At 50.6% G+C, this 23,285-nt stretch carries 17 protein-coding genes; 7 read left to right on the forward strand and 10 right to left on the reverse strand.

Annotated features, from left to right (window positions below; translation table 11 throughout):
- Positions 1 to 118 precede the first annotated feature (118 nt).
- Entirely contained in the window at positions 119 to 1,585 is a 1,467-nt protein-coding gene (locus tag J4650_RS02530) for a hypothetical protein (protein ID WP_023994283.1), read from the reverse strand.
- A 257-nt stretch (positions 1,586 to 1,842) separates the two neighbouring features.
- Between J4650_RS02530 and J4650_RS02535 the strand changes: the two genes are divergently transcribed.
- The 3 genes from J4650_RS02535 to J4650_RS02545 all read left to right on the forward strand — a co-directional run bounded on the left by J4650_RS02535 (position 1,843) and on the right by J4650_RS02545 (position 5,660).
- Positions 1,843 to 2,850 carry a LacI family DNA-binding transcriptional regulator gene (locus J4650_RS02535; protein ID WP_023993268.1) on the forward strand — a complete coding sequence of 336 codons (1,008 nt, stop codon included), beginning with the start codon at positions 1,843 to 1,845 and terminating at the stop codon, positions 2,848 to 2,850.
- Between the two features lie 143 nt (positions 2,851 to 2,993).
- On the forward strand, positions 2,994 to 4,445 hold the full coding sequence (nhaC, locus tag J4650_RS02540; RefSeq protein WP_023993269.1) for a Na+/H+ antiporter NhaC: 1,452 nt from the start codon (positions 2,994 to 2,996) through the stop codon (positions 4,443 to 4,445).
- Between the two features lie 12 nt (positions 4,446 to 4,457).
- Complete coding sequence (locus J4650_RS02545; protein ID WP_000347150.1) at positions 4,458 to 5,660, forward strand: MalY/PatB family protein; 1,203 nt, start codon at positions 4,458 to 4,460, stop codon at positions 5,658 to 5,660.
- A gap of 112 nt (positions 5,661 to 5,772) precedes the next feature.
- On the opposite strand, the gene glgX is transcribed toward J4650_RS02545, so the two are convergent.
- The 6 genes from glgX to J4650_RS02575 all read right to left on the reverse strand — a co-directional run bounded on the left by glgX (position 5,773) and on the right by J4650_RS02575 (position 14,381).
- The gene (gene glgX / locus J4650_RS02550; RefSeq protein WP_023993270.1) at positions 5,773 to 7,848 is read right to left on the reverse strand and encodes a glycogen debranching protein GlgX; all 2,076 of its coding nucleotides are present in this window, start codon (positions 7,846 to 7,848) and stop codon (positions 5,773 to 5,775) included.
- A gap of 56 nt (positions 7,849 to 7,904) precedes the next feature.
- Positions 7,905 to 10,433 carry a malto-oligosyltrehalose synthase gene (gene treY, locus J4650_RS02555; RefSeq protein ID WP_023244366.1) on the reverse strand — a complete coding sequence of 843 codons (2,529 nt, stop codon included), beginning with the start codon at positions 10,431 to 10,433 and terminating at the stop codon, positions 7,905 to 7,907.
- Complete coding sequence (gene treZ / locus J4650_RS02560; RefSeq protein ID WP_023993271.1) at positions 10,430 to 12,214, reverse strand: malto-oligosyltrehalose trehalohydrolase; 1,785 nt, start codon at positions 12,212 to 12,214, stop codon at positions 10,430 to 10,432. Before treZ ends, treY begins: the two co-directional genes overlap by 4 nt.
- A 128-nt stretch (positions 12,215 to 12,342) precedes the next feature.
- Positions 12,343 to 13,128, reverse strand: a complete 786-nt coding sequence (locus J4650_RS02565; RefSeq protein ID WP_000698598.1) for an OBAP family protein — start codon at positions 13,126 to 13,128, stop codon at positions 12,343 to 12,345.
- Between the two features lie 142 nt (positions 13,129 to 13,270).
- Entirely contained in the window at positions 13,271 to 13,600 is a 330-nt protein-coding gene (gene hdeB / locus J4650_RS02570; RefSeq protein ID WP_001032161.1) for an acid-activated periplasmic chaperone HdeB, read from the reverse strand.
- 349 nt (positions 13,601 to 13,949) lie between these two features.
- Positions 13,950 to 14,381: an OsmC family protein gene (locus J4650_RS02575; RefSeq protein ID WP_000152297.1), complete on the reverse strand. Its 432-nt coding sequence runs from the start codon at positions 14,379 to 14,381 to the stop codon at positions 13,950 to 13,952.
- Between the two features lie 512 nt (positions 14,382 to 14,893).
- On the opposite strand from J4650_RS02575, the gene bdm reads away from it, so the two are divergent.
- The 4 genes from bdm to adhP all read left to right on the forward strand — a co-directional run bounded on the left by bdm (position 14,894) and on the right by adhP (position 18,513).
- A complete protein-coding gene (bdm, locus tag J4650_RS02580; RefSeq protein ID WP_000495700.1) occupies positions 14,894 to 15,109 on the forward strand; it encodes a biofilm-dependent modulation protein in 216 nt (71 codons plus the stop codon).
- A gap of 94 nt (positions 15,110 to 15,203) precedes the next feature.
- Positions 15,204 to 15,347, forward strand: coding sequence for a stationary-phase-induced ribosome-associated protein (gene sra / locus J4650_RS02585; protein ID WP_000841559.1), 144 nt, complete (start codon positions 15,204 to 15,206; stop codon positions 15,345 to 15,347).
- A 176-nt stretch (positions 15,348 to 15,523) separates the two neighbouring features.
- Complete coding sequence (locus tag J4650_RS02590) at positions 15,524 to 17,221, forward strand: NAD-dependent malic enzyme (protein WP_000450511.1); 1,698 nt, start codon at positions 15,524 to 15,526, stop codon at positions 17,219 to 17,221.
- 281 nt (positions 17,222 to 17,502) lie between these two features.
- Positions 17,503 to 18,513 (forward strand): alcohol dehydrogenase AdhP, encoded by a 1,011-nt coding sequence (gene adhP, locus J4650_RS02595; RefSeq protein ID WP_000642447.1) that lies wholly within the window; start codon positions 17,503 to 17,505, stop codon positions 18,511 to 18,513.
- 90 nt (positions 18,514 to 18,603) lie between these two features.
- On the opposite strand, the gene fdnI is transcribed toward adhP, so the two are convergent.
- The 3 genes from fdnI to fdnG are packed head-to-tail and all read right to left on the reverse strand — an operon-like array spanning position 18,604 to position 23,198.
- Positions 18,604 to 19,260: a formate dehydrogenase-N subunit gamma gene (gene fdnI, locus J4650_RS02600; RefSeq protein ID WP_000045657.1), complete on the reverse strand. Its 657-nt coding sequence runs from the start codon at positions 19,258 to 19,260 to the stop codon at positions 18,604 to 18,606.
- A complete protein-coding gene (fdxH, locus tag J4650_RS02605) occupies positions 19,253 to 20,137 on the reverse strand; it encodes a formate dehydrogenase subunit beta (protein ID WP_000061599.1) in 885 nt (294 codons plus the stop codon). Before fdxH ends, fdnI begins: the two co-directional genes overlap by 8 nt.
- Before the next feature lie 13 nt (positions 20,138 to 20,150).
- Positions 20,151 to 23,198, reverse strand: a complete 3,048-nt coding sequence (fdnG, locus tag J4650_RS02610) for a formate dehydrogenase-N subunit alpha (RefSeq protein ID WP_077684034.1) — start codon at positions 23,196 to 23,198, stop codon at positions 20,151 to 20,153.
- Between the last annotated feature and the right edge of the window lie 87 nt (positions 23,199 to 23,285).

Consider the following 23,285-nt stretch of genomic DNA (forward strand, 5'->3'; position numbering starts at 1 on the left):
GGACAAGCCGCTGTGCTTATCAGCAAAGCCGAAATGATTGTTTGAGTAACTTTACGACAATTGCTTCAAAAACTATCAAATGCCAGACTTCCGCTACCAGACGGTATACACAGTATTACTATTTCTTTTTATATGCCCCATACAAAAGCGATACGGGTGTTTTTTCTAATATCTGGATTTCATTTTTATGTGCTTTATGTTCACTAAAAATATCTGCCAGACTTTTACCTCCAAAGGCCAGGCCAATTCCCGTTGCTGCTGCTGAAAGTAATGTCAATTGCGGCATGGCAAGTGAAGCTATACCTAACGTGGCTGTTCCTGCAAAAATCAATCCAGATGAGATCTTTTTTTTCTTTGAATTCTTAATGGCTGATTCATGCGACTTTCCATACTCTTCGACCACATTGATTAAATGTTTTGAAAAATTATTTGCCGCATCTTGCATTTGATCTGGTGTTTTTCCTTGCAAGTCATGCCTTGAGATTCTTAGTTCATGCCTTAAGGATTCCAGTTGACCTCTTTCTCTAATCTTTTTTAATTCCAGATCGGAAAGCGCAGTAAGGAATTTTACTTCCGCGGCTGAAAGGCCCATTGTAATCGCTTGCTCTTCAGAAGAAAGAGGATTTAATTTACCATAATCCTTGACCAACTGCTCCGTAGTCCATTCATGTAAAAACATATGGTTACTATAAATAACCGGATCAATGCCCAATAGTGTTGCCGATAATTGAGTTGATCGTTGTGCATAAATTGCACCTTCAACCTTACCCAGTAAGGTTGCTATAGCTGACGGCAGATCGTAATCCAGAAGATCTACCTCTCTTGTTGTAAAACTCTTTAAATCTGTATCGTAAACCCAGACTTCTTTTTCGATGTTATTGAAATTATTAAGTAATGTTTTTAATAATTCTTTATTTATTAGGATCTTCTGGAATGTTTCTTCATTTCTCCCAAAGTGCTCAAGAAACGCTAAATAAGTAGCGTAATCCATTTTTCTATCTTTAAAAAAGAGCTGGCTTAGAAAAGCGGCAGATTGTTCATGATTGCGTTCTTTATCAAAATCCAGTAATTCAGGAACGATTAGAAAAATTGGATAATCATCATCAATAGTCATAAATGGGATGGCGCGAAATAGATTGGAAACATGTTCAAGTAATACCAACCTGCGCATGCGGACATAACTATTATCTGGTGGCAATGACAAAAATGAATGCAGAGAGCTAAGAGAAGGAAAATGTAATGGATCAACCATTATGATGCTATCAAAATAAATTCCAAGAGATCTAAGATGATTAGATATGTTATAACCAAAGCGTTGAATCGGAAGTAATAATCGATAACTTTTAGACGCCCGAACTTCTGTTATAAGCGCCGCGGCGTGAGTATCCCAAAATTTATTTAGCAACACAATTAGGTTTGTAAGTTGATTATCTAACTCGGGAGAGCTAATTAGCTCTTTCAGGATGAATCTACGTAATTCTTTTAGTTCTAAATTTCTGAATGCATATTTATATTTTTCAGAAAAAGCGTTTTCCATCAATAAAACATATTCATTCTGTATGCTTTTTGTAATACTACTCATCATCTATCTCCGAACCACCACGCAACGATTTCCCAGTGTAGTGGTTCTTATCATGTGTATATTGTTAGTCATGTTATCGTAGAAAATTCAGTGGTCAATAACTCATTGAGGTAGCTACTAAAATTTGCAGTTACCAGGATTTAAGATGATTTTAAAAATGTTTATAAATTCAGGCTGCGCCGTAGTGATTGCACTGATTTCCACGTAACATGATAATCAATGGCTTTGATACCCTTTAAACGAACAAATATGAGCTTAACATGGCGACAATAAAGGATGTTGCATCTTTGGCCGGTGTATCAACCGCGACTGTATCACGTGTCATTAACCAGACCGCGTGGGTTGAACCCGTCACGCGCGAACGTGTAGAGAAAGCCATGCGCGATCTCAATTATCGCCGGAATGCCGCCGCTATCGCGCTGGCGAAACGTAGCGGCGATATGCTCGGATTGTTAACCGGCAATCTGGCTGATCCTTTTTTTGCCCACCTTGCTCGCGGCGTAGAAGATGTTTCTCGTAAGCAGCAGTATCGCTTGATGGTATGTAGCGGCGGCCACGATGAAGAAATGGAAAAAGCGGGACTGGATTTTCTGGTTAATCAAGGCTGTGAGGCTATTGTTGTACACGCCAGCCGATTACCGGATAAAGAGTTGCTGCGCTACGCAGCCCACTTTCCAGCGCTGGTTGTTGTTAATCGTTATATCGCCGGTATGGCCAACCGGTGTATCTGGCTGGAAAATCGCGGCGCCGCCAGGGAAGCGACCCGATATCTCCTGGCGAACGGGCATCGGCGCATTGCCTGTGTGACATCTGACTTGCCAATTATCGATCGTCAGGAACGCCTTGATGGTTACCGTGAGGCGTTGGAAGAGTATGGTATTTCTCCAGACCCTCGCTGGGTGATTAGCGTTCCGTTTAACGAAGAAGGCGGCGAGCGGGCCGCGCATCAACTTATTAATAGCGGGCTTCCCCTTACGGCAGCGGTCACGTTTAACGATGTGATGGCCGCTGGCATTATGCGTATTCTTCATCAACGCGGCGTTCAGCTTCCGCAACAGCTCTCTATTGTCGGCTTTGATGATGTGGTGCTGGCCCGGTATCTTTATCCGGCGTTAACAACAATGCATTATCCGGTCGAACAAATGGCGCGTTGTGCCGCGCAACTGGCGATACAGTTATACCAGGGCATTACGCCGCCGCCCAGCAGCAATCATTTCAATGCCGAACTGGTGATCCGCGATTCTGTCGCGCCCTATTTTTCACGATGAATGCGTCGTCAACAGTAAAAACTGTGATGACTATCAAATTAACCCTTCTCATGTAATCGGTTACATGGACGAAAGTAATGGATCACAGTAGTGAGAAGCGTATCCCCCTACCCTTGAGCTACCTTACTGACCGGAGCTCCATTATGAGTGCATCACAAAACAAGAAGAAAACGCTGTCATTGGGTTTAGCGCTAATCCCAGTCATCTCCATGTTGTTATTGTTGATTATCGGTTACGGCATCATGGGGCTACGTATCGAACCGCTCCTTCTGTGCTCTGCGGCGGTAGCGGCAGGCATTGCATGGTGGCAAGGATACTGTTGGGAAGACATCATCAACTCAGTGGTGGATAAGCTGGCTAAAGCAATGCCGGTTATCATGATCCTGATCTGCGTGGGCGGTTTGATTGGCACCTGGATGTTTAGTGGCACCATTCCCTACATGGTGTACTGTGGGCTAAAACTCATAAGCCCGGAATATATTTTGATTGCAGCCTTCTTTTTAACCAGCGTGGTCTCCGTCTGTACCGGTACATCGTGGGGATCCGCCGGGACGGTTGGCGTTGCGTTAATGGGGGTTGCCGCCGGGCTGGACGTGTCTCTTGCAGCAGCAGCTGGCGCCGTCGTTTCTGGCGCTTATTTCGGCGACAAAATCTCACCGTTGTCCGACTCGACTAACTTTGCCGCGATTGTCGCAGACACTACTCTGTTTGAGCATATTCAGCATTTACTTTGGACGACCCTGCCAAGTTTCCTGCTTGCCGCCGTGGTTTATCTTATCGCCGGACACAGTAATATGCTGGGCGAGGTGGCCACGCCGCAGCGCGTTACGGACATCATCCACTCGCTGGAGTCGCTATACCATTTTAATATTGTTCTTATTTTGCCGCCGGTGATCGTACTGTGGGGCGCAATTCGCAAGAAGCCTGTCATCCCATTAATGTTAAGCGCCTGCGTACTTGCCTTGTTCCTCGGCGTCATCATGCAGGGACTGAGCATCAAACAGGGACTGGACGCTTTCATTGATGGATTTGATATCGCCATGTTCCCACAAGGCGCAGAAGGTGTCGTGGCCGATGTTCCGCGCCTGCTAAACCGGGGCGGAATGTTCTCGATGATGGGAACAATACTGTTAGTTTTCTGCGCTTTTTCATTTGCCGGAGCGCTAACGTTAACCGGCGCGTTAACGATCATCATTAACCGACTGCTGACCATTATTCATAGCGTTGGTCAACTCATTGCCGCCACTATCGGCACCACAATTTTGGTCACAGGAGCGACCAGCGACGGTAAACTGGCATTGTTAGTTCCCGCCGAACTGTTTAAAGATGCCTACCGTCGTATGGGGCTGGATACTAAAAACCTTTCACGGACGATAGAAGATGCCGGTACCGTTATCGAACCTCTCCTGCCGTGGACCTCGGCTGGCGTCTACATGGCAACCACGCTGGGCGTTAGCACGCTTGATCTTCTGCCCTGGGCTATCCAATGCTATGCGGCAATCTTCTTCGCATTAATTTATGGTTTTAGCGGAATTGGTATTGCCAGAACTGCCTCCGCCTCAGAAAAGTCGCCGCAATCGTCAGTGACGGAATAATAAGGAAACAAGATGGATTTTAACCAGATTATCAATCGCAACAATACTGGTTCGGTAAAGTGGGATTTTATTGAGCGTCACTTTGGCGATGGCGCAGGGAAACTGCTGCCGATGTGGGTTTCTGATTTCGATTTTGCCTGCCCGCCTGAGGTTCAGGCGGCATTGCATCAGCGAATCGAGCATGGCGTATTTGGCTATAGTGAACGTGATGAGGCCTATTTTAACGCCCTGCTTCACTGGTTTTCGTCACGCCACCAGCTCACGTTAAAACAGGAATGGGTATGCAGCGTGGAAGGCGTCGTACCAGGGTTGGCGCTCTTAGTGCAAATGTTGACGCATCCAGGCGACGGCGTAGTGGTACAGGGACCATACTATGGCTCCTTCGCCAAAATAATCACGCTTAATGGTAGAAAACTGCTGGAGAATCCCCTTAGCGAGTCGCCGGACGACGGCTACCAGATGGATTTTTGCCAACTGGAAAGGCTGTTTCGCCATGAGCGCCCTCCGCTGATGATTTTGTGTAATCCACATAATCCAACCGGGCGTTGCTGGTCGGCCAACGAGCTGGAGCAACTGCTTTTCTTATGTGAAGCTTATGATGTCACTCTCATCTCGGATGAAATATGGGCCGATCTATTGCTGCCCGGCGAAACCTTTACCTCGGTACTGCATTTAGGGGAGCGCTGGCATAAACGGGTCATCTCCGCCACTGCGGCCAGCAAAACGTTTGGCTTATCGTCGTTGCGAATTTCTAATTTTCTCATTCCCGATCCTACGCTTCGCCTGCGTTTCCTGTCTCGTCTGGACGCTCATGGGCTGGATGTCTTTAACGCCCTCTCCGTTCAGGCGGCGACTACCGCATGGAATGAAAGTAGACAGTGGCTGGATTCGCTACTGGATTACCTGGCGGAAAACCGCCGCTGGTTTGTTGAACAGGCGACAGAGCACCTTCCCTGGGCAAGAATTGTCCCGGCGCAGGGAACCTATTTATTATGGATGGATTGTAAAAAACTGGGACTGGATGACGAACAGCTAAAATGGGTAATGGCGGATGTCGCGGGTATTGCTCCTTCAATGGGCAGCGGCTTTGGCCCGGCGGGCAGCGGATTTATCCGTTTAAATCTGGGATGTCCACGTACCTACCTTGAAATGGCAATAGACGGCCTGAAGCGAATATCGGTGAAGACAATCAAAGGAATACCAACAGGCGGATGAATTTTTCGGGCGGTAAACTGACACCGGTGTTATTTCTGCGGCATGATATCGCCTGAGCGCCAGTAAAAAACCGGCCATGAAGGCCGGTTGGGTCCTGAGCGCGGTTTTACTATCAGGGGCGTCTGAATAATACGATGCTGCGCCCGGCCAGATCGAAATCCATTTCTTCGGTAATCCGCATTCCCTGCTGCGCGTTATCGGCAGTCGTCAGTTCAAGTACCCAGCCGCCTTCTCCCCACATCGGAATACGGAACGGTACGCTGCCTTCAAACGGATTGAAAAGCAGTAAGGCGTCATGCCAGATCCCCGCTTCCGGCTGAAGATCGGGACGACTAATGCATACGCCTATCGTCGATCCCTCATCCCATTGTTCGGATTGCTGCGCCCCTCCGCCGGCGTTAAACCAGCGGATCTCCAGACCGTCACGCCAGCTTTCCCGGCGCAGCAGCGGTTGCGTGGCGCGCAGTTGAATCAGATGACGGGTAAACTCCCGTAGCGCATTGGCGGTTTCCGGCAAATTATCCCAGTGGACCCACGATATTTCACTGTCCTGACAGTAGCCATTATTATTGCCCATCTGACTGCGGCCAAACTCATCGCCCGCTAATAACATCGGCGTGCCGTGCGAGAAAAGCAAGGTGGTCAGGAAATTGCGTTTCTGTTGCTCGCGTATCGCATTGATGCCTTCGTCGTCGGTTGGCCCTTCTGCGCCATAGTTACAGGAGCGGTTATCATTATGTCCGTCATTATTATCTTCGCCATTGGCTTCATTATGTTTGTCGTTATAAGACACCAGATCGTTCAGCGTGAAGCCGTCATGGGCTGTAATAAAGTTAACGCTTGACCAGGGGCGACGGCCGCGCAAATCATAGAGATCGCCGGAACCCAGCAGGCGTGCGGCGAAATCATTTGTGACGTTGTCACCTTTCCAGTATTCGCGCACCGTATCGCGGTATTTATCATTCCATTCGCCCCACCCTGGTGGAAAGCCGCCAACCTGATAGCCGCCCGGTCCGATATCCCAGGGTTCGCCAATCAGTTTCAGTTTTGCCAGCACCGGGTCTTGCGTTACCGCATCAAAAAAGCCGCCTCTCTGATCAAAGCCTTCCGGCTCACGACCAAGAATGGTGCCCAAATCAAAACGAAAGCCGTCGACATGCATTGACTCCGCCCAATAGCGAAGGGAATCCATCACCATTTGCAGTACCCGTGGATGAGAGGTATTGACGGTATTACCTGTCCCTGTATCGTTAATGTAATAGCGATGCTGATCGGGCATGGTGCGATAGTAAGAGAAGTTATCGATACCTTTAAATGACAGCGTGGGGCCAAGTTCATTCCCTTCTGCCGTATGGTTATAGACCACATCCAGTATCACTTCGATGCCGGCATCATGGAAAGCGTGCACCATATCGCGGAATCCCTGAATACCTTTTGGACCATAGTAGCGCGTCGCCGGCGCAAAAAAGCCCAGCGAGTTGTATCCCCAGAAATTTTTCAGTCCTTTATCGAGCAGATGCTGATCGTCCGGGAACCAGTGAACGGGTAAAAGCTCGACGGAGGTAATCCCCAGACTTTTAATGTAATCCACGCTGGCTTTATGCCCCATGCCCTCAAACGTACCGCGTAGAGGCTCAGGGATCGCGGAATTAAGCTGGGTAAAGCCTTTTACATGCGTTTCATAAATAATGGCGTTCGACCACGGTATGGAAGGCCGTTGTCTATCCTCCCAGTTAGCCTCATCCGGATCAATCACCCGGCATTTAGGCGTAAATGGCGCGCTATCCTGGTCATCAAAGGTCAAATCTTTATCGTCATGAAGTAATTGATACGCGAAATGCGCATCGTTCCACTGAATATCGCCCACCAGCTCACGGGCATAAGGGTCAATAAGCAGCTTGTTGGGGTTAAAACGATGACCATTTTCCGGGTCATAAGGACCGTAAACGCGGTACCCATACAGCGCGCCGGGCTGCAACTTCGGGACATAGCCGTGCCATATTTCGTCGGTATATTCCGGTAACTCCAGACGAGCGATTTCATGCTCCCCGCTCGGATCGTAAAGACAAAGCTCGACGCGTTCCGCATGGGCGGAAAAAATAGCGAAATTCACGCCTTCGCCGTCATAATTTGCGCCAAGCGTATGGCTGTATCCTGATCTGATTTCAAAAGCCCTGTTTGTTGTCATTCTCTTTCTCCACCCACGGTAAACGTTGTCCTGTCACGGCACATCAACACATAAACTCAGTCGCTCATTAAAACCAGTACGCCGCCCTGATGTGAGGCCAACGACAGGCGTTCACCAGGCATTAACCTCTCCTGGGTAAGCACATTGCGATAATGATGCTGATTAAGCTGTCCGGGTATAATAATGTCGGTTCCTGCCCAGAAACCGCTATGCGATTGTGACAATAAGCCGTCACATTCGGCGAACACCAGTCGGGGCGCAACAACAATCAGCGCATCATCATGATTGACTCTGGCGTAAGCGATGACCTTGTCGGCACGCTGACCAACAGCCCGCAGCGGTATATAGTCGCCAAAACGGAAGAGCTCATGATTCTGCTGACGCAAACGCAGTAAGGCGGCGGTGGCATACTGATTCACCTGCCCGTCCAGCCAACTCTCTTCGCGCGAGAAAACTCCCGGCGTCAGTTGGTCTAACTGCTGCGCCAGCGTGGCGAAATCCGGTTCGCGGCGGTTGTCGGGATCGACAAGACTAAAATTCAACGCCTCGCTTCCCTGATAGATATCAGGTACTCCCGGCGCGGTTAATTTGATAACGGTCTGCGTCAGGCTGTTAACCAGCCCTGCGCGGATGAAGGGTTGCAAGGAACGATAAAAATCCTGCAAAAATGTCTGATTATCCGGCGCCAGTAAATAACGGGCGTAATCAAGCATTGCCGTTTCGTAAGCCTCATTACTGTCCACCCAATCGGTACGCAGCTTCGCTTCGCGTAGCGCTTTCTCCACAAAGGCTTCAAAGCGTGTTTTCAGCGCGTTTAAACCTGTTTCGTCCTGTGGTTGTAGCGTCGGGGGCCAGACGCCGGTCAGCGCCTGATATAACATCCACGTATCCGCCGATTTTGGCGCAGTGCCATCATTCAAAAATTTGACATGGGTCTGGTTCATCTGCCGCCAGCGGGCAAGGCATTCGCTCCACTGCTCCGGCGCTTCGGTAAGCGTATACAGCCGTGCTCGCGCATCCTCGCCTCGCTTGGTATCGTGGGTCGACGTACCGGATAACGCATCAGGCTGTCGCGCCTGTCGGGTTTTCATCTCATGGTGAAAGCGTTCGATGGAGAAGTGATGCGTGACGGGCTCGGCGCCGACTTCATTTAACGCCAGTCCCATGTTTTGACGAAAGAAAAGCGTATCCTCTACCGATTTCGCCATCAGCGGACCGGTGAGTTGCTGGAACCGAACGCGAAACTGTGTCGCCTCCTCCTGGCTGGAGGCGGGAACATCGCCGGTAAGAAGACGGCTCAGAAATGTAAGCGCTTCTGGCTGCGGAGGGTTTTCAAGCGTCTTTACCCGTTCCACAATACGGTGTAACAGGCAAATATCGGTCGGCGGTAGCCCTTCTGCCGTGCCGTAAGTGCGATATACGGGAAAGGCAATTAATAACTCGCGTAACGCCTGCCGAACGATGCTCTCTTCCTGTGCGATCTGTAGCTCGCTGGCAATCGACAGCGCAAGCGCGAGCAGCCGGGTAAATTCCCCCTCGAAATTGCGATCGACCATCAGCAATTTAGCTGCCCGTAATTCCGCCCGCATATCCACTGGCGCGCCTTTAACGGTCTCGTAAGCCTGGCGCAGATTGTCTATCTGCTCATCGTCAACCAGCACCTCCGCCAGCGAGGCGATAAATTCATAGCCTGTGGTGCCGGAAACCGGCCAGTCATCAGGAAGTTGCTCGCCTTTAGCGAGAATTTTTTCCACGGTGATATAGCACGCCGGCCCCACTTCCTGACGTAAACGCGCAAGATAGGCTTTCGGATCGGCAAGGCCGTCGATATGATCGATACGTAAACCGTCAACCGCCCCCGTTCTGACCAGCTCCAGAATCAGCCGATGTGTATCGTCGAAGACGGTTTTATCTTCCACCCGCATTCCTACCAGCCCTGTGACCTCAAAGAAACGCCGATATGAAAGCGAGCGAGCGGCCTCGCGCCAGGACATTAATTTCCACGGCTGGCGCTCATGCAAATCAGCAATAGCGGCTTTATCGGTAAGCGCCAGTATTTCGGCCTCGCGCCCCTGCCATGTCGCCGGCGCAAGCGGATAATAGTTATCATAATAGGCGAACGCGGGTTTACCCGTAGCGGGATCGGGCTTGATCGCAATTTCTCCGTTTTCCAGCACGGCGTCAAACGTGTCGCCTAAAAAAGGCAGCGTCAGTCGGCGCGACCAGTCAATATCGAAATGGCGCGCGTAACGGCTCTCCTTGCCATATTCAAGCACGTCGCGCCACCAGGCGTTTTCCAGCGAGCTGGCCATGTGATTAGGCACAATATCGATGATCAATCCCAGCCCTTGCGCTTTAAGTTCGGCCACCAGTCTTTCAAATCCTTCGCGCCCGCCAATAGAAGGCTCAATCTCATTCGCATCGGTGACATCATAACCATGCGTTGACGCTTTGGTGGCGGTAAAGATGGGTGAGGCATAAAGATGGCTGATACCCAGATTTTTAAGGTAAGGCACCAGCGCCGCAGCGCGATCGAAGGTCATGCCATTACGAAACTGAAGACGATACGTTGCAGTTGGGATCATGATGCAGACTCTCCCTGGGCTAAGCGGACAATAAGAGAATGTTGGGAAAGCGACCCGGTGGATTCATTCGGCCAGGCGAAGAGGGTCTTACCCGGTAAATCGGGCAGCAATACCGTCGTGGCGCTAATATTCAGCGCCAGTGACAGTGTTCCTCCCGGAAAACGCCAGCTAACGGCAATAAACCCGGGCGCGGTTTGCAATACCGTTCCTGAGCTCTCACGGGCAGCGGACAACAGCGGCACGATATGCTTCTGGCGCAAAAGCAGTAGTTCGCGGGTAAACGCCAGCCACGCTTTACCCTCTTCACTGTGCTGTTGCTTCCAGTTAAGTTTTGAGCGTTGAAAGGTCTCTGGTGCATTCGGGTCCGGAACATTCTCCCCTGCATGATCGGCAAACTCTTTTGCGCGACCTTCACGAACGGCGCGGGCTAAATCCCCATGGAAATCGGTAAAAAAAAGAAAAGGACGGCTTTCGCCATACTCTTCGCCCATAAAAAGCAGCGGAATATGCGGTGAAAGCAGCAACGTGGCGAGCAATACTTTTGTTCGTTCAGCGCCCGCCAGGGTTATCAGTCTGTCGCCCTGGGCGCGGTTACCGACCTGATCGTGATTCTGAATAAAATCCACAAAGGCGACCGGAGGTTGTCCGGTACTTTTTACGCCGCGAGGTTCGCCGGTTTGGGGGGAAATTTCTCCCTGATAAGCGAATCCTTCGGCCAGCGCTCTCGCGAGGTGTTTTTCCGGGGTATCAGCAAAATCGTTGTAGTAGGCCTGGGTCTCTCCGGTCGCAAAAACGTGGACGGCATTATGAAAATCGTCATTCCATTCGGCGGTAAACAGCGGCGCATTGCCATCCTGATCACGGGGATGCAGAGAAATAATATTGCGGCTATCTTCGGTGGTCAGATGAATGGGCCTGTCGGTAATGTCTTCCCGAATACGTTGTGCGATTTCAACCAGCACATGCCTGGCGCTACTGTCCTCAATCTGATCGATAGCGTCAAAGCGTAAGCCGTCGAGATGGTATTCTGTCAGCCAGTATAACGGCGCCTCGATGATATAGCGCCGCACGGCGTCGACATCATAGGCGATACCATTTCCCCACGGCGTCATGCGCTCTTTGTGGAAAAACGCCGGCGCCAATAGCGGTAAATAATTTCCCTCCGGGCCGAAATGGTTCAGCACAATATCCAGGACGACGGAAAGACCATACCCATGCGCGGCGTCAATAAACGCTTTGAAATCATCCGGCGTCCCATAGGCAGAATGCGGCGCGTAAAGCAGTACGCCGTCATAGCCCCAGCCGCGCTCGCCGCCAAATTGCGCAACGGGCATCACTTCAATAACGGTAACGCCGAGTTCAGCGAGATAAGGCAGCTTCGCTATTGCGGCGCGGAAAGTGCCTTCCGGAGTGAACGTGCCTGTATGCATCTCGTACACCACGGCCTGCTCCCAACGGCTACCTTTCCACCCGGTGTTGCGCCACGCGTAGCTGCCTGGATCAACCACATATGACGGACCATTGACGTCAGTTTTTTGGGCGCGGGAAGCCGGATCGGGGACCACCATGCCATCGCTGAGTACAAAGTTATACTCCGTACCTGGCGTCACCCCGGAGACGTCCAGCGTAAACCAGCCGTCACCGTTCGCCTGCATTTCCTGGTCTTTACCCGCAAGCCTGAGCATAACCTTTTGCTGACCGGTGGCCCAAAGACGAAAGCGGACAACATCAGCGGCGATATATTCAGCCCCCCAGCTTTTGCAAAAAATTTTTGAACTCATTTGTCGCTCCGTTTAACCCATAACTTCTACAACATCCGAAGAACAAGCATAGACTATGGGGCTAATCTTTACGTGACACCGTCACTTAACAGGCATTCTTTTTCCTATCTGCGTGTAAAACCGTGGAATTATTGTCGGGATTGCTCAGATGTACCGAAGTGCGCGGTATCGCCTCGCCCGTGTTCGCCAGAGCCCTGAACACGCTGTAGCTGGATAACCTCCCCCTGCTCCCAGGCGTTAGCCCCCTTAACAACGGGATGTTCAGGCAGATCCTGCCGCTCGCGTTTAATGGCCTGGGTATCAATTCCCAGACGGCGATCCCGATCGGCCAGCAGCGCGGGGTCAAGCTGCCCGTCGCCAGTAAAGCCCATCATCAGCGCAGGGATACCCATTGGCAGGGTTTTATCCCGGTCGGTATGCCAGGTGTGCCAGGTCTTGCCATAAGTATTAACAATCTTACTCATCAACGCTTTATCAGCGACCTGCGGTAAGCCAGGCGCCACCAGGCTACCGGATTTCACCTCGTACTGGTGGCTGTGCCACAGTTTTTTCTCCTCGGGAGGAAGCGTTTTAAATAAACGTTCGCTGATAATGTACTCCACCCCCATCAGGCGCGCGTTTTTCGTATTGCCGTCGTAAATCACCGCCTGCATGACATCTTCGTTCAGGACGGTAACGTAATGGTGCGCTTCCATCTGTCCGTTTTTATCACCGCTATAAAAATGGAACCCGTCAAGGTAGGTACTGATGGCATCGACAGGTGGTCTGGATTGAATAGCCGCCGCGCCTGTTTCCAGGGTACGTAATTTGGCAGAGGTTTTTTCCCCGGGAATAGGCGTTTGCGGCGGCGTATTATTGGCGCCGCATCCGGCCAGAAAAGGAATGATAAAGAGTGCCAGCGGTAAAATTTTCATTAGGTCTCCATATAGTGAAAGGGCTCTAATGAAAATAGTGCAATACCACGTGATTGGTAGAAGAAATGGAAGATGTTATTTGTGACGGTGTCACAAATAGTAAAACCCGACACACAGGCCGGGTTTTGATATCAGTTTACTCTTATTTTGAGAGTTCTTTCTTGATTTCGTCTTTTATTTTGCTTAATTCACTCTGCGGGTTTTTCTTACAAAGCTCAACGGCTAGCGGCACTGCTGTCGTCTCAGTTTCCTGGAAATCTACGTAGTCCCCGCCTTTAAAATCTTCATCTTCATTCAGCACCCAGAAAGCGACTGGCGCCATCGTCTGCGGATTGAGGTCAACAAACTCCTGGCAGCTCATACCTTTAGGCGTAACGTTTGTTTTAGTAGTATCTGTTGCCGCATTCACGCTAACACTGGTTACCAGCGCTGCCACGATAATACCTGCTGTAGCAAGGGAGAATTTATTCATTGTTGTTGCTCCAATAATTATATAAATAACCTCTACATCTGCGCGTTAACCCGTTAATGTAGAACACAGAAAATAATACCCCTCCTCTCTCAGGAATAAAGATCACCCTCCGTGATATGGCTATTATTGATATTTACGTTGACTGATTTTGATGTTTGATGAATAAAGCAACATGGCGAGCAGATTTTAAGGCGAAAAAGTAGGCCACGACAATAGCCGCAGACGTGGTCTACGGCGCGTTGAGGTGATAGAAATACGGCAGGATCTCAGATAGACCGGGAGCGAGCCCTCCGTCTGAAAGTATATTCATCAGCCCGATCAACCCATCGTTACCGGGCTGGAGAGGTTATCAGGCGTTAAGCTGGTAGTCGAGGGTGATTTCCGCATTCAGAACCTGCGATACCGGGCACCCGGCTTTTGCTTTCTGGATGATTTGATCGAAAGTTGAAGCATCAATATCTGCTACCGCGACTTTGCTTTGTAGCGCAATTTTGGTAATGGCGAAGCCCGCCTCCACCTTATCAAGCGATACGTCAGCGGTGGTGTCAATGGATGTCGGCGTAAATCCAGCCTCTCCCAGCATGAGTGATAGCGCCATGGAGAAACAGGCCGCATGTGCGGCGCCAATTAACTCTTCCGGGTTGGTTCCCTGCGCGCCTTCGAACCGGGTATTGAATCCATACGGTTGTTGATTAAGCACGCCGCTTTCTGTTGATACAGTACCTTTACCCCGTTTGATGTCGCCTTCCCAGTGTGCCTGACCTTTCTTATGGATTGTCATTTTTGCTCTCCTGTTGGCTCAAAAAATAAAGTATAGACCATGCTGCTAATCTGCGTTGTCCATGCCGATGGAGGTAGCATGTTGTCGATTACCCGCACTTCAGATATAGAAAATAGTTGTATGCTTTTTCAGTGATGAATATTAAACCAACAGGGCTCCCTTTCTTTAAAGAATATATCCCTCCTTTTGTCCTTACTTTTTCTTCTGGAGGCGTATTCCATTATGTATATTTTATATGTATATTGAGATTTATCCTATCCCATTGTAATAAAGGATAAAAATCACAATAAGTAGCCTTTTAAATGTATATTAATTGACCACTATTTGTATGAGGATATGTAATTGGCAAACGTAATATATTTTCTTCAGGGGTAAACAATTAGAGTTCCGCCTTGCGTTAAAATAACTCCAGGACTAATCTTAACCACAGCCGCAAAAATATTTGCCATGCTGAATACGAATTAATTTTCTGCGAGCCGTACTAAATAAATACATGTTCACGGAGGCATTATATGTTTACTTATCACTCAGCAAATACCTCAGCAGCACAACCGGCCCTGGTCAACGCGATTGAGCAAGGATTACGCGCGGAGTTAGGCGTTGTCACTGAAGATGATATTTTAATGGAGCTGACCAAATGGGTTGAGGCTTCCGACAATGACATCCTCAGTGACATCTACCAGCAGACCATCAACTATGTGGTAAGCGGGCAGCACCCGACTCTGTAAAACCTGCTATGCTGTATCGGCAACCTTAGGGGTTACGTTTCTTTCGCGTAAGCGAATTTGTCCTTAAAACTAGCAACAGGATTGAGGAGTTAACATGAAATCGAACCGTCAGGCTCGTCATATACTTGGACTGGATTACAGAATTTCCAACCAGCGTAAGGTTGTTACTGAAGGCGACACCAGCAGCGTGGTGAATAACCCAACCGGCAGAAAGCGCCGCGCCGATAGCCAAAAGTAATCGTACAGTCCTGAAATGACGTTAAACACCATTGCATCTGCAATGGTGTTTTTGTTTATAGGAATGACCTTAACGTCTCACAATGCTTTATACTCAGGGTCGGTTCCCTGGTGGAAGGCAATATATGATGATAAACGACGGTGCCAGGGACAGTTATTCGAAAAAGAGTGAGTAACATGGAAACTACAACCAAGAAAGCACGTTCCCTTTATATCCCTTACGCTGGCCCTGTATTGCTGGAATTCCCCCTGTTAAACAAAGGCAGCGCTTTTAGCGTAGAAGAGCGCCGCAACTTCAATTTGTCAGGGCTGCTGCCGGAGGTCGTCGAGTCGATTGAAGAACAGGCCGAACGCGCCTGGCTCCAGTATCAGGGGTTTAAAACAGAAATCGATAAGCATATTTACCTGCGTAACATCCAGGATACCAACGAAACGCTCTTTTATCGACTGGTGCAAAACCATCTTGAAGAGATGATGCCGGTTATCTATACCCCGACCGTGGGCGCTGCCTGTGAGCGCTTCTCTGAGATTTATCGCCGGGCACGCGGCGTGTTTATCTCTTATCCGAATCGTCACAACATGGACGACATTTTGCAGAATGTGCCTAACCACAACATTAAAGTTATTGTGGTGACGGATGGCGAGCGGATTCTGGGGCTTGGCGATCAGGGCATCGGCGGGATGGGGATCCCTATCGGTAAGCTGTCATTATACACCGCCTGCGGCGGCATTAGTCCGGCCTATACCCTTCCCGTTGTGCTGGATGTCGGCACCAACAATCAACAGTTACTCAACGATCCGCTTTACATGGGCTGGCGTCATCCGCGCATTACCGACGATGAGTATTATGCGTTTGTCGATGAGTTTATTCAGGCCGTTAAGCAGCGCTGGCCAGATATCCTGCTACAGTTTGAAGATTTCGCGCAGAAAAACGCAATGCCGCTGTTGACGCGCTATCGTGATGAGATTTGCTCCTTTAACGATGATATTCAGGGCACCGCAGCCGTGACCGTCGGTACGTTGATCGCCGCCAGCCGCGCTGCCGGCAGTCAGCTTAGCGAGCAGAAAATCGTTTTCCTCGGCGCGGGTTCCGCCGGATGTGGGATTGCTGAACAAATCATCGCGCAGACTCAGCGTGAAGGTTTAAGCGAAGATGCCGCCCGACAGAACGTTTTTATGGTCGATCGCTTCGGCCTGTTGACGGACCGGATGCCTAATTTATTGCCGTTCCAGGCAAAACTGGTGCAGAAATGCGACAATCTCCAGCACTGGGATACCGAAAATGACGTGCTGTCGCTGCTGGATGTGGTGCGTAACGTGAAGCCGGATATTCTGATCGGGGTTTCCGGCCAGACTGGGCTCTTTACTGAAGAGATCATCCGCGAGATGCATAAGCATTGCCCTCGCCCGATCGTCATGCCGCTCTCTAATCCCACCTCTCGCGTGGAGGCCACGCCACAGGACATTATCGCCTGGACGGAAGGCAACGCGCTGGTGGCAACCGGCAGTCCATTCTCGCCGGTCATCTGGAAAGATAAGGTTTATCCGATCGCACAATGTAATAACGCCTATATTTTCCCCGGCATCGGTCTGGGGGTTATCGCTTCCGGCGCATCGCGCATTACTGATGAAATGCTGATGTCAGCCAGTGAGACGCTGGCGAAACATTCTCCGCTGGTCAATAACGGCGAAGGATTAGTGTTGCCAGCGCTTAAAGACATCCAGGTCGTGTCGCGCGCTATCGCTTTTGCCGTAGGCAAAATGGCGCAGCAACAAGGCGTAGCGGTGAAAACCTCTGCGGAAGCGCTGCAACAGGCGATTGACGATAACTTCTGGAAACCGGAATACCGCGACTACCGTCGGACTTCCATTTAATACGTACCCGGCGGTGAATGCCGCCGGATATCACTTTCTTCTTTAGTTTTGGTGAGTCTGTCGACACACCTGCATTCCTTTTCCTGCTTATTTGTCAAGCTACTAATATTAGCCACCTTTATGTATTGAACGGGGATTTATCAGGATAATCCTGGCTAAACTATTACATTGTATTTCTGCCGCCTTGCATAACTCATCAGAAATATTAATCCTAAAGAGGTAATAGCACCTTACCTGCTATTACCTGCTATGCAGTTCACTATTAATAAAAGGAGAAGGTTATGAAAGCTGCTGTTGTCACACAAGATCATCAGGTTGATGTTACTGAGAAAACGCTGCGTCCCCTTCGCCACGGTGAAGCTTTGCTAAAAATGGAGTGCTGCGGCGTATGCCATACCGATCTACACGTGAAAAACGGAGATTTCGGTGACAAAACCGGCGTCATTCTGGGACACGAAGGCATTGGCGTCGTGGCGGAAGTCGGTCCCGGTGTCACCTCGCTGAAACCCGGCGATCGCGCGAGTGTCGCGTGGTTTTATGAAGGATGCGGACACTGTGAGTATTGCAATACGGGCAATGAAACCTTATGCCGCAACGTGAAAAATGCCGGTTACACGGTAGATGGCGGCATGGCCGAAGAGTGTATTGTCGTCGCGGATTATGCGGTGAAAGTACCGGAAGGTCTGGACTCTGCGGCGGCAAGTAGTATTACCTGCGCGGGCGTTACCACGTATAAAGCGGTGAAGATTTCTCATATTAAACCTGGCCAGTGGATTGCCATCTACGGTCTGGGCGGTCTGGGTAATCTGGCCTTGCAGTACGCGAAAAACGTTTTCAATGCGAAAGTGATCGCCATTGATGTCAATGATGGACAGCTGAAACTGGCCGAGGAAATGGGCGCAGATCTGACCATTAATTCACGTACGGAAGATGCGGCTAAAATTGTGCAGGAAAAAACCGGTGGCGCGCACGCAGCGGTGGTTACCGCGGTCGCTAAGGCGGCGTTTAATTCCGCAGTAGATGCCGTTCGCGCCGGAGGCCGCGTGGTGGCAGTCGGGCTGCCGCCAGAAGCCATGAACCTTGATATCCCTCGCTTGGTGCTGGATGGCATTCAGGTTGTCGGTTCGTTGGTGGGGACACGCCAGGATCTGACCGAAGCCTTCCAGTTCGCGGCGGAAGGAAAAGTCGTACCAAAAGTCGCTTTACGTCCGCTTGAAGATATCAATGTTATTTTTAAAGAGATGGAACAGGGACAAATTCGTGGCCGTATGGTCATCGATTTCCGTCGTTAAACGATTTGCTGTGGTCGTCTGAGTATACAGACAGCAGATGAAAACAAGGCGCTACGAGGATAGCGCCTTGTTTATCAGATTGCGAAAGAATTACTGAATACCTTCTTCGCTCTCTTTTTTTGCTTCCGCCTTCTCGATTTCACGATACCAGCGTGGATGATGTTTCTTCGCCCAGCGACGGCTGACCTTCCCTTCGATCATGCCTTTAATCGAGCCCTTCACCCAAAACGCCATATACATATGGATGAGGATCGCGTGCATTAAAATAATGCCCGCCGCCGCATGAATTAACAGGCTATAACGCACCACCTGCATGGGGAAATACTGCGCGAAATACGGACGCCAGATAATCACGCCAGTCACCAGCAGCACAAAAATCATGCTCATAATGGACCAGAACATCATCTTCTGTCCGGCATTGTATTTGCCGACATCCGCCACCTTATGCTCATTGCCTTTCAATACTTCGACAATATTTTTCAGCCACGGAATGTCTTTTTTATCCGGGATGTTGTGGTGGACGAAACGCACGAACATAAACATCAGCGCGATGAAGATGGCAATACCGAAGAACGGGTGCAAAATACGTCCCATCTGCGGCGTGCCGAAAGTTTGCGTCAACCATTGTAGCGTCGGGAAGAAAAACGAAATCCCCGACAGCGCTACCAGGAAGAAGCAGATCACCACCGTCCAGTGACAGGCGCGGTCGACAAATTTCGTGCGCACAATCATTTTCGACTTACTCATGATGATCCTCCTCATCGTCGTCCGTTTCTTTATTCGGGCCAATACCGATGTAGTGGTAAATCAGACCGGCGAAAGTGGCGATAAAGCCCGCTGCGGCCAGCGGTTTTAGCGCCCCTTTCCACAGATTGATTGAGGTATCGATCTGCGGATCTTTCGGCAAGCCGTGGTACAACTCCGGCTGATTGGCATGGTGCAGCACATACATGACGTGCGTACCGCCAACGCCCTGCGGGTTGTAGATACCGGCATGTTCAAAGCCGCGCGCTTTTAACTTCTCCACGCGTTGCTCACCCAGTTCCAGCATCTCTTTTTTGGTGCCGAAGTGAATAGCCCCGGTCGGACAAGTTTTGACGCAGGCCGGTTCCTGGCCCACGCTGACGCGATCGACGCAGAGCGTACATTTATAAACGCGGTTGTCCTCTTTGTTGAGGCGCGGAATATTAAACGGACACCCGGCGATACAGTAACCACAGCCGATACAGTGTTCAGATTGAAAATCAACAATCCCGTTCGCGTACTGGATGATAGCCCCGGCAGACGGACAGGCTTTAAGACAGCCTGGATCTTCACAGTGCATACAACCATCTTTACGAATCAGCCACTCCAGCTTGCCGTTCTGCTCGGTTTCGGTAAAGCGCATCACCGTCCAGGACTTGGCGCTGAGATCGGCAGGGTTATCGTACACCCCGACACAATGACCAACGTTATCGCGAATATCGTTCCATTCAGAACAGGCTACCTGGCAGGCTTTACAGCCGACACAGGAGGAGACGTCGATCAGTTTCGCGACTTCGGCTTTGTAATCACGCGCCTGCGGAGGCGGCGTGATGGCGTTTGTTGCGGACCGTTTAATAATGTCCTGCGTTTCCATAGACATATGTTCGCCTCCCTTACGCCTTCTCGATGTTAACTAAAAACGCTTTGTATTCCGGCGTTTGCGAGTTGGCATCACCGACATTTGGCGTCAGAGTATTGGCGATATAGCCTTTGCGCGCGACACCCTCAAAGCCCCAGTGAATCGGGATCCCCACCGTTTCAACCTGCTGACCGTTGACATGCAGAGTGCGAAGACGACGAGTTACCACCGCGACCGCGCGAATAAACCCGCGTTTACTGCTCACCTTCACATAGTCGCCGTTAGCAATACCTTTCGCTGCCGCCAGCGTCTCACTGATCTCCACAAACTGTTCCGGCTGAGCGATAGCGTTAAGTAGCGCATGTTTGGTCCAGGTATGGAAATGCTCTGTGAGGCGGTAAGTCGTGCCCACGTACGGAAACTGCTCCTTCTTACCCATGCGCAGCGCATCTTCTTCATACAGACGCGCCGCCGGGTTCGAGACCACATTCGGGTGCAGCGGGTTAGTGCCCAGCGGCGTTTCCATCGGCTCGTAGTGTTCAGGGAACGGCCCTTCCGCCATTTTATCAATAGCAAACAGACGTCCCAGCCCTTCCGGCTGCATGATAAACGGATTGGTCCCGCTCCCCGGCGCCGCGTTGTTAAAGTCCGGAATATCGTTCCCTGTCCACTTCGCGCCGTTCCACTGGATCAGCATCCGTTTTGGATCCCACGGTTTACCCTGCGGGTCCGCCGAAGCGCGGTTATACAATACGCGACGGTTTAGCGGCCACGCCCACGCCCAACCCAGTGTATTGCCAAGCCCTGACGGGTCGGCGTTATCACGTCTGGACATCTGGTTGCCCTGCTCCGTCCAGCTACCGGTATAAATCCAGCAGGAGGAGGATGTCGTACCGTCATCGCGCAGTAATGCAAAACTGCTCAACAACTGGCCTTTCCTGGCAAGCAGTGTACCGTTGGCGTCATAGAGATCTTCCAGCGCATAGCCGTTGTTCTCTTTCGCCACTTCTTCCGAATGCGGTTCATCCGGCTGCTTGTAGTTCCAGCTCATCTTCAATAGTGGTTCGGCGCCTTTACCGCCTTCTGCGCGATACATTTCACGCAGACGATGGTAAATACCGGCCAGAATCTCGCCGTCGTTACGCGCTTCGCCCGGCGCGTCCTGACCTTTCCAGTGCCACTGTAACCAGCGACCGGAGTTAGCGATAGAGCCATCCTCTTCCGCAAAACAGGTAGACGGCAGACGGAAGACTTCGGTCTGAATCGTTGTCGGATCAACATCATTAGATTCGCCGTGGTTCTGCCAGAACGTTGACGTTTCAGTCACCAGCGGATCGATAACGACCAGATACTTCAGTTTGCTTAAGCTTTGCACCACTTTGTTTTTGTCCGGGAAGGACGCCACCGGGTTAAAGCCCTGACAGAAATAGCCGGTGACTTTCCCGCTATCCATCATGTTGAAATATTTGATCACGTCATAGGACTGATCCCACTTAGGCAGCCAGGCAAAGCCCCAGTCATTCTCTTTCTGCGCCGCATCGCCATAGAAAGATTTCATCAGGCTGACGAAGAACTTAGGATAATTACCCCAGTAGTTGACCTGATCGGCCAGCGTCGCTTTGGGGGTATTCGCTGCCAGATAAGTTTGCAGATCAGCCTGTTTTTCCGATGGCAGCGTCAGGTAGCCCGGCAGGCTGGTGGAGAGCAGTCCTAAATCCGTTAAACCCTGAATATTAGAGTGGCCGCGCAAGGCGTTCACACCGCCGCCAGCCATCCCCATATTGCCGAGCAGCAACTGGATCATCGCCATGGTACGGATGTTCTGCGCCCCGACGGTATGTTGCGTCCAGCCCAGCGCATACAGGAAGGTGGTAGTGCGATCCGGAACGCTGGTAGAGGCCAACACCTCACACACCTTCAGGAAGTCTGCTTTCGGCGTACCGCAAATGTTTTCCACGACGTCCGGCGTATAGCGCGAAACGTGCTGCTTCAGCAGATTCCACACACAGCGTGGGTGCGTCAACGTTTCATCACGTTTGGCATAGCCGTTTTCATCGAACTGGTAGTTCCAGGAGGATTTATCGTACTGACGCTTTTGGGCGTCATAGCCGCTGAAAAGACCGTCATCAAAGGCAAAATCATCCCGCACCAGCAGGCTGGCGTTGGTGTAATGCTTAACGTATTCAGCGTTGATTTTGTTATTTTCGATCAGGTACAGCAAAACGCCGGACAGAAAGGTAATGTCTGTACCGGAACGTATTGGCGCATAGATATCCGCCACCGACGCCGTACGCGTAAAGCGTGGATCAACGACAATCAGCGTCGCATCGTTATTGTTTTTCGCTTCCATCGCCCAGCGGAAACCCACCGGATGCGCTTCTGCGGCATTGCCGCCCATCACCATCACGACGTTGGCGTTTTTAATATCCACCCAGTGGTTGGTCATCGCACCGCGACCAAATGTTGGAGCAAGACTTGCTACCGTTGGTCCGTGTCAAACGCGCGCCTGGTTATCTACCGCCAGCATACCGAGAGAACGCGCAAACTTCTGCGTCAGCATACCCGTTTCATTGCTGGCCGCCGAGGCGCACAGCATTCCGGTAGAGAGCCAGCGGTTAACCGTGACGCCCTGCTCATTCTTTTCAATAAAGTTGGCGTCGCGGTCGGCTTTCATTAATTTAGCAATACGAGTGAAAGCGTCATCCCAGCTAATGCGCTGCCACTTGTCGGAACCCGGTGCGCGGTATTCCGGATAGCGTAGGCGATCTTCACTGTGAACATAGTCCAGCAAACCGGCCCCTTTCGGGCACAGCGCGCCACGGCTTACCGGATGATCCGGGTCGCCTTCAATATGGTAAATCGCTTCTTTCGCGTTTTTTGCCCCATCTCCCAGGCTATACATTAATAGCCCGCAACCTACGGAACAGTATGTGCAGGAGTTACGGATCTCTTTTGCGCGCAACAGCTTATAGTTTCGCGCCTGAGCCAGGGCCATTTTAGGGGTAAAACCCAGTGCGGCCACCGTTGTTCCCGCCATACCGCCCGCGCAGATTTTAAAAAATTGTCTGCGGCTGACGTCCATTACTTTCCTCTTTTTTCCACGGATGCACGCCTCCTTCGAACTGCAGCAAAACCCCAGCCCAGGATGCGTGTATAACTTCGCGAGGAA

The organism is Salmonella sp. 32120201201600049SM (assembly GCF_017572835.1).
Lineage (GTDB): Bacteria > Pseudomonadota > Gammaproteobacteria > Enterobacterales > Enterobacteriaceae > Salmonella > Salmonella enterica.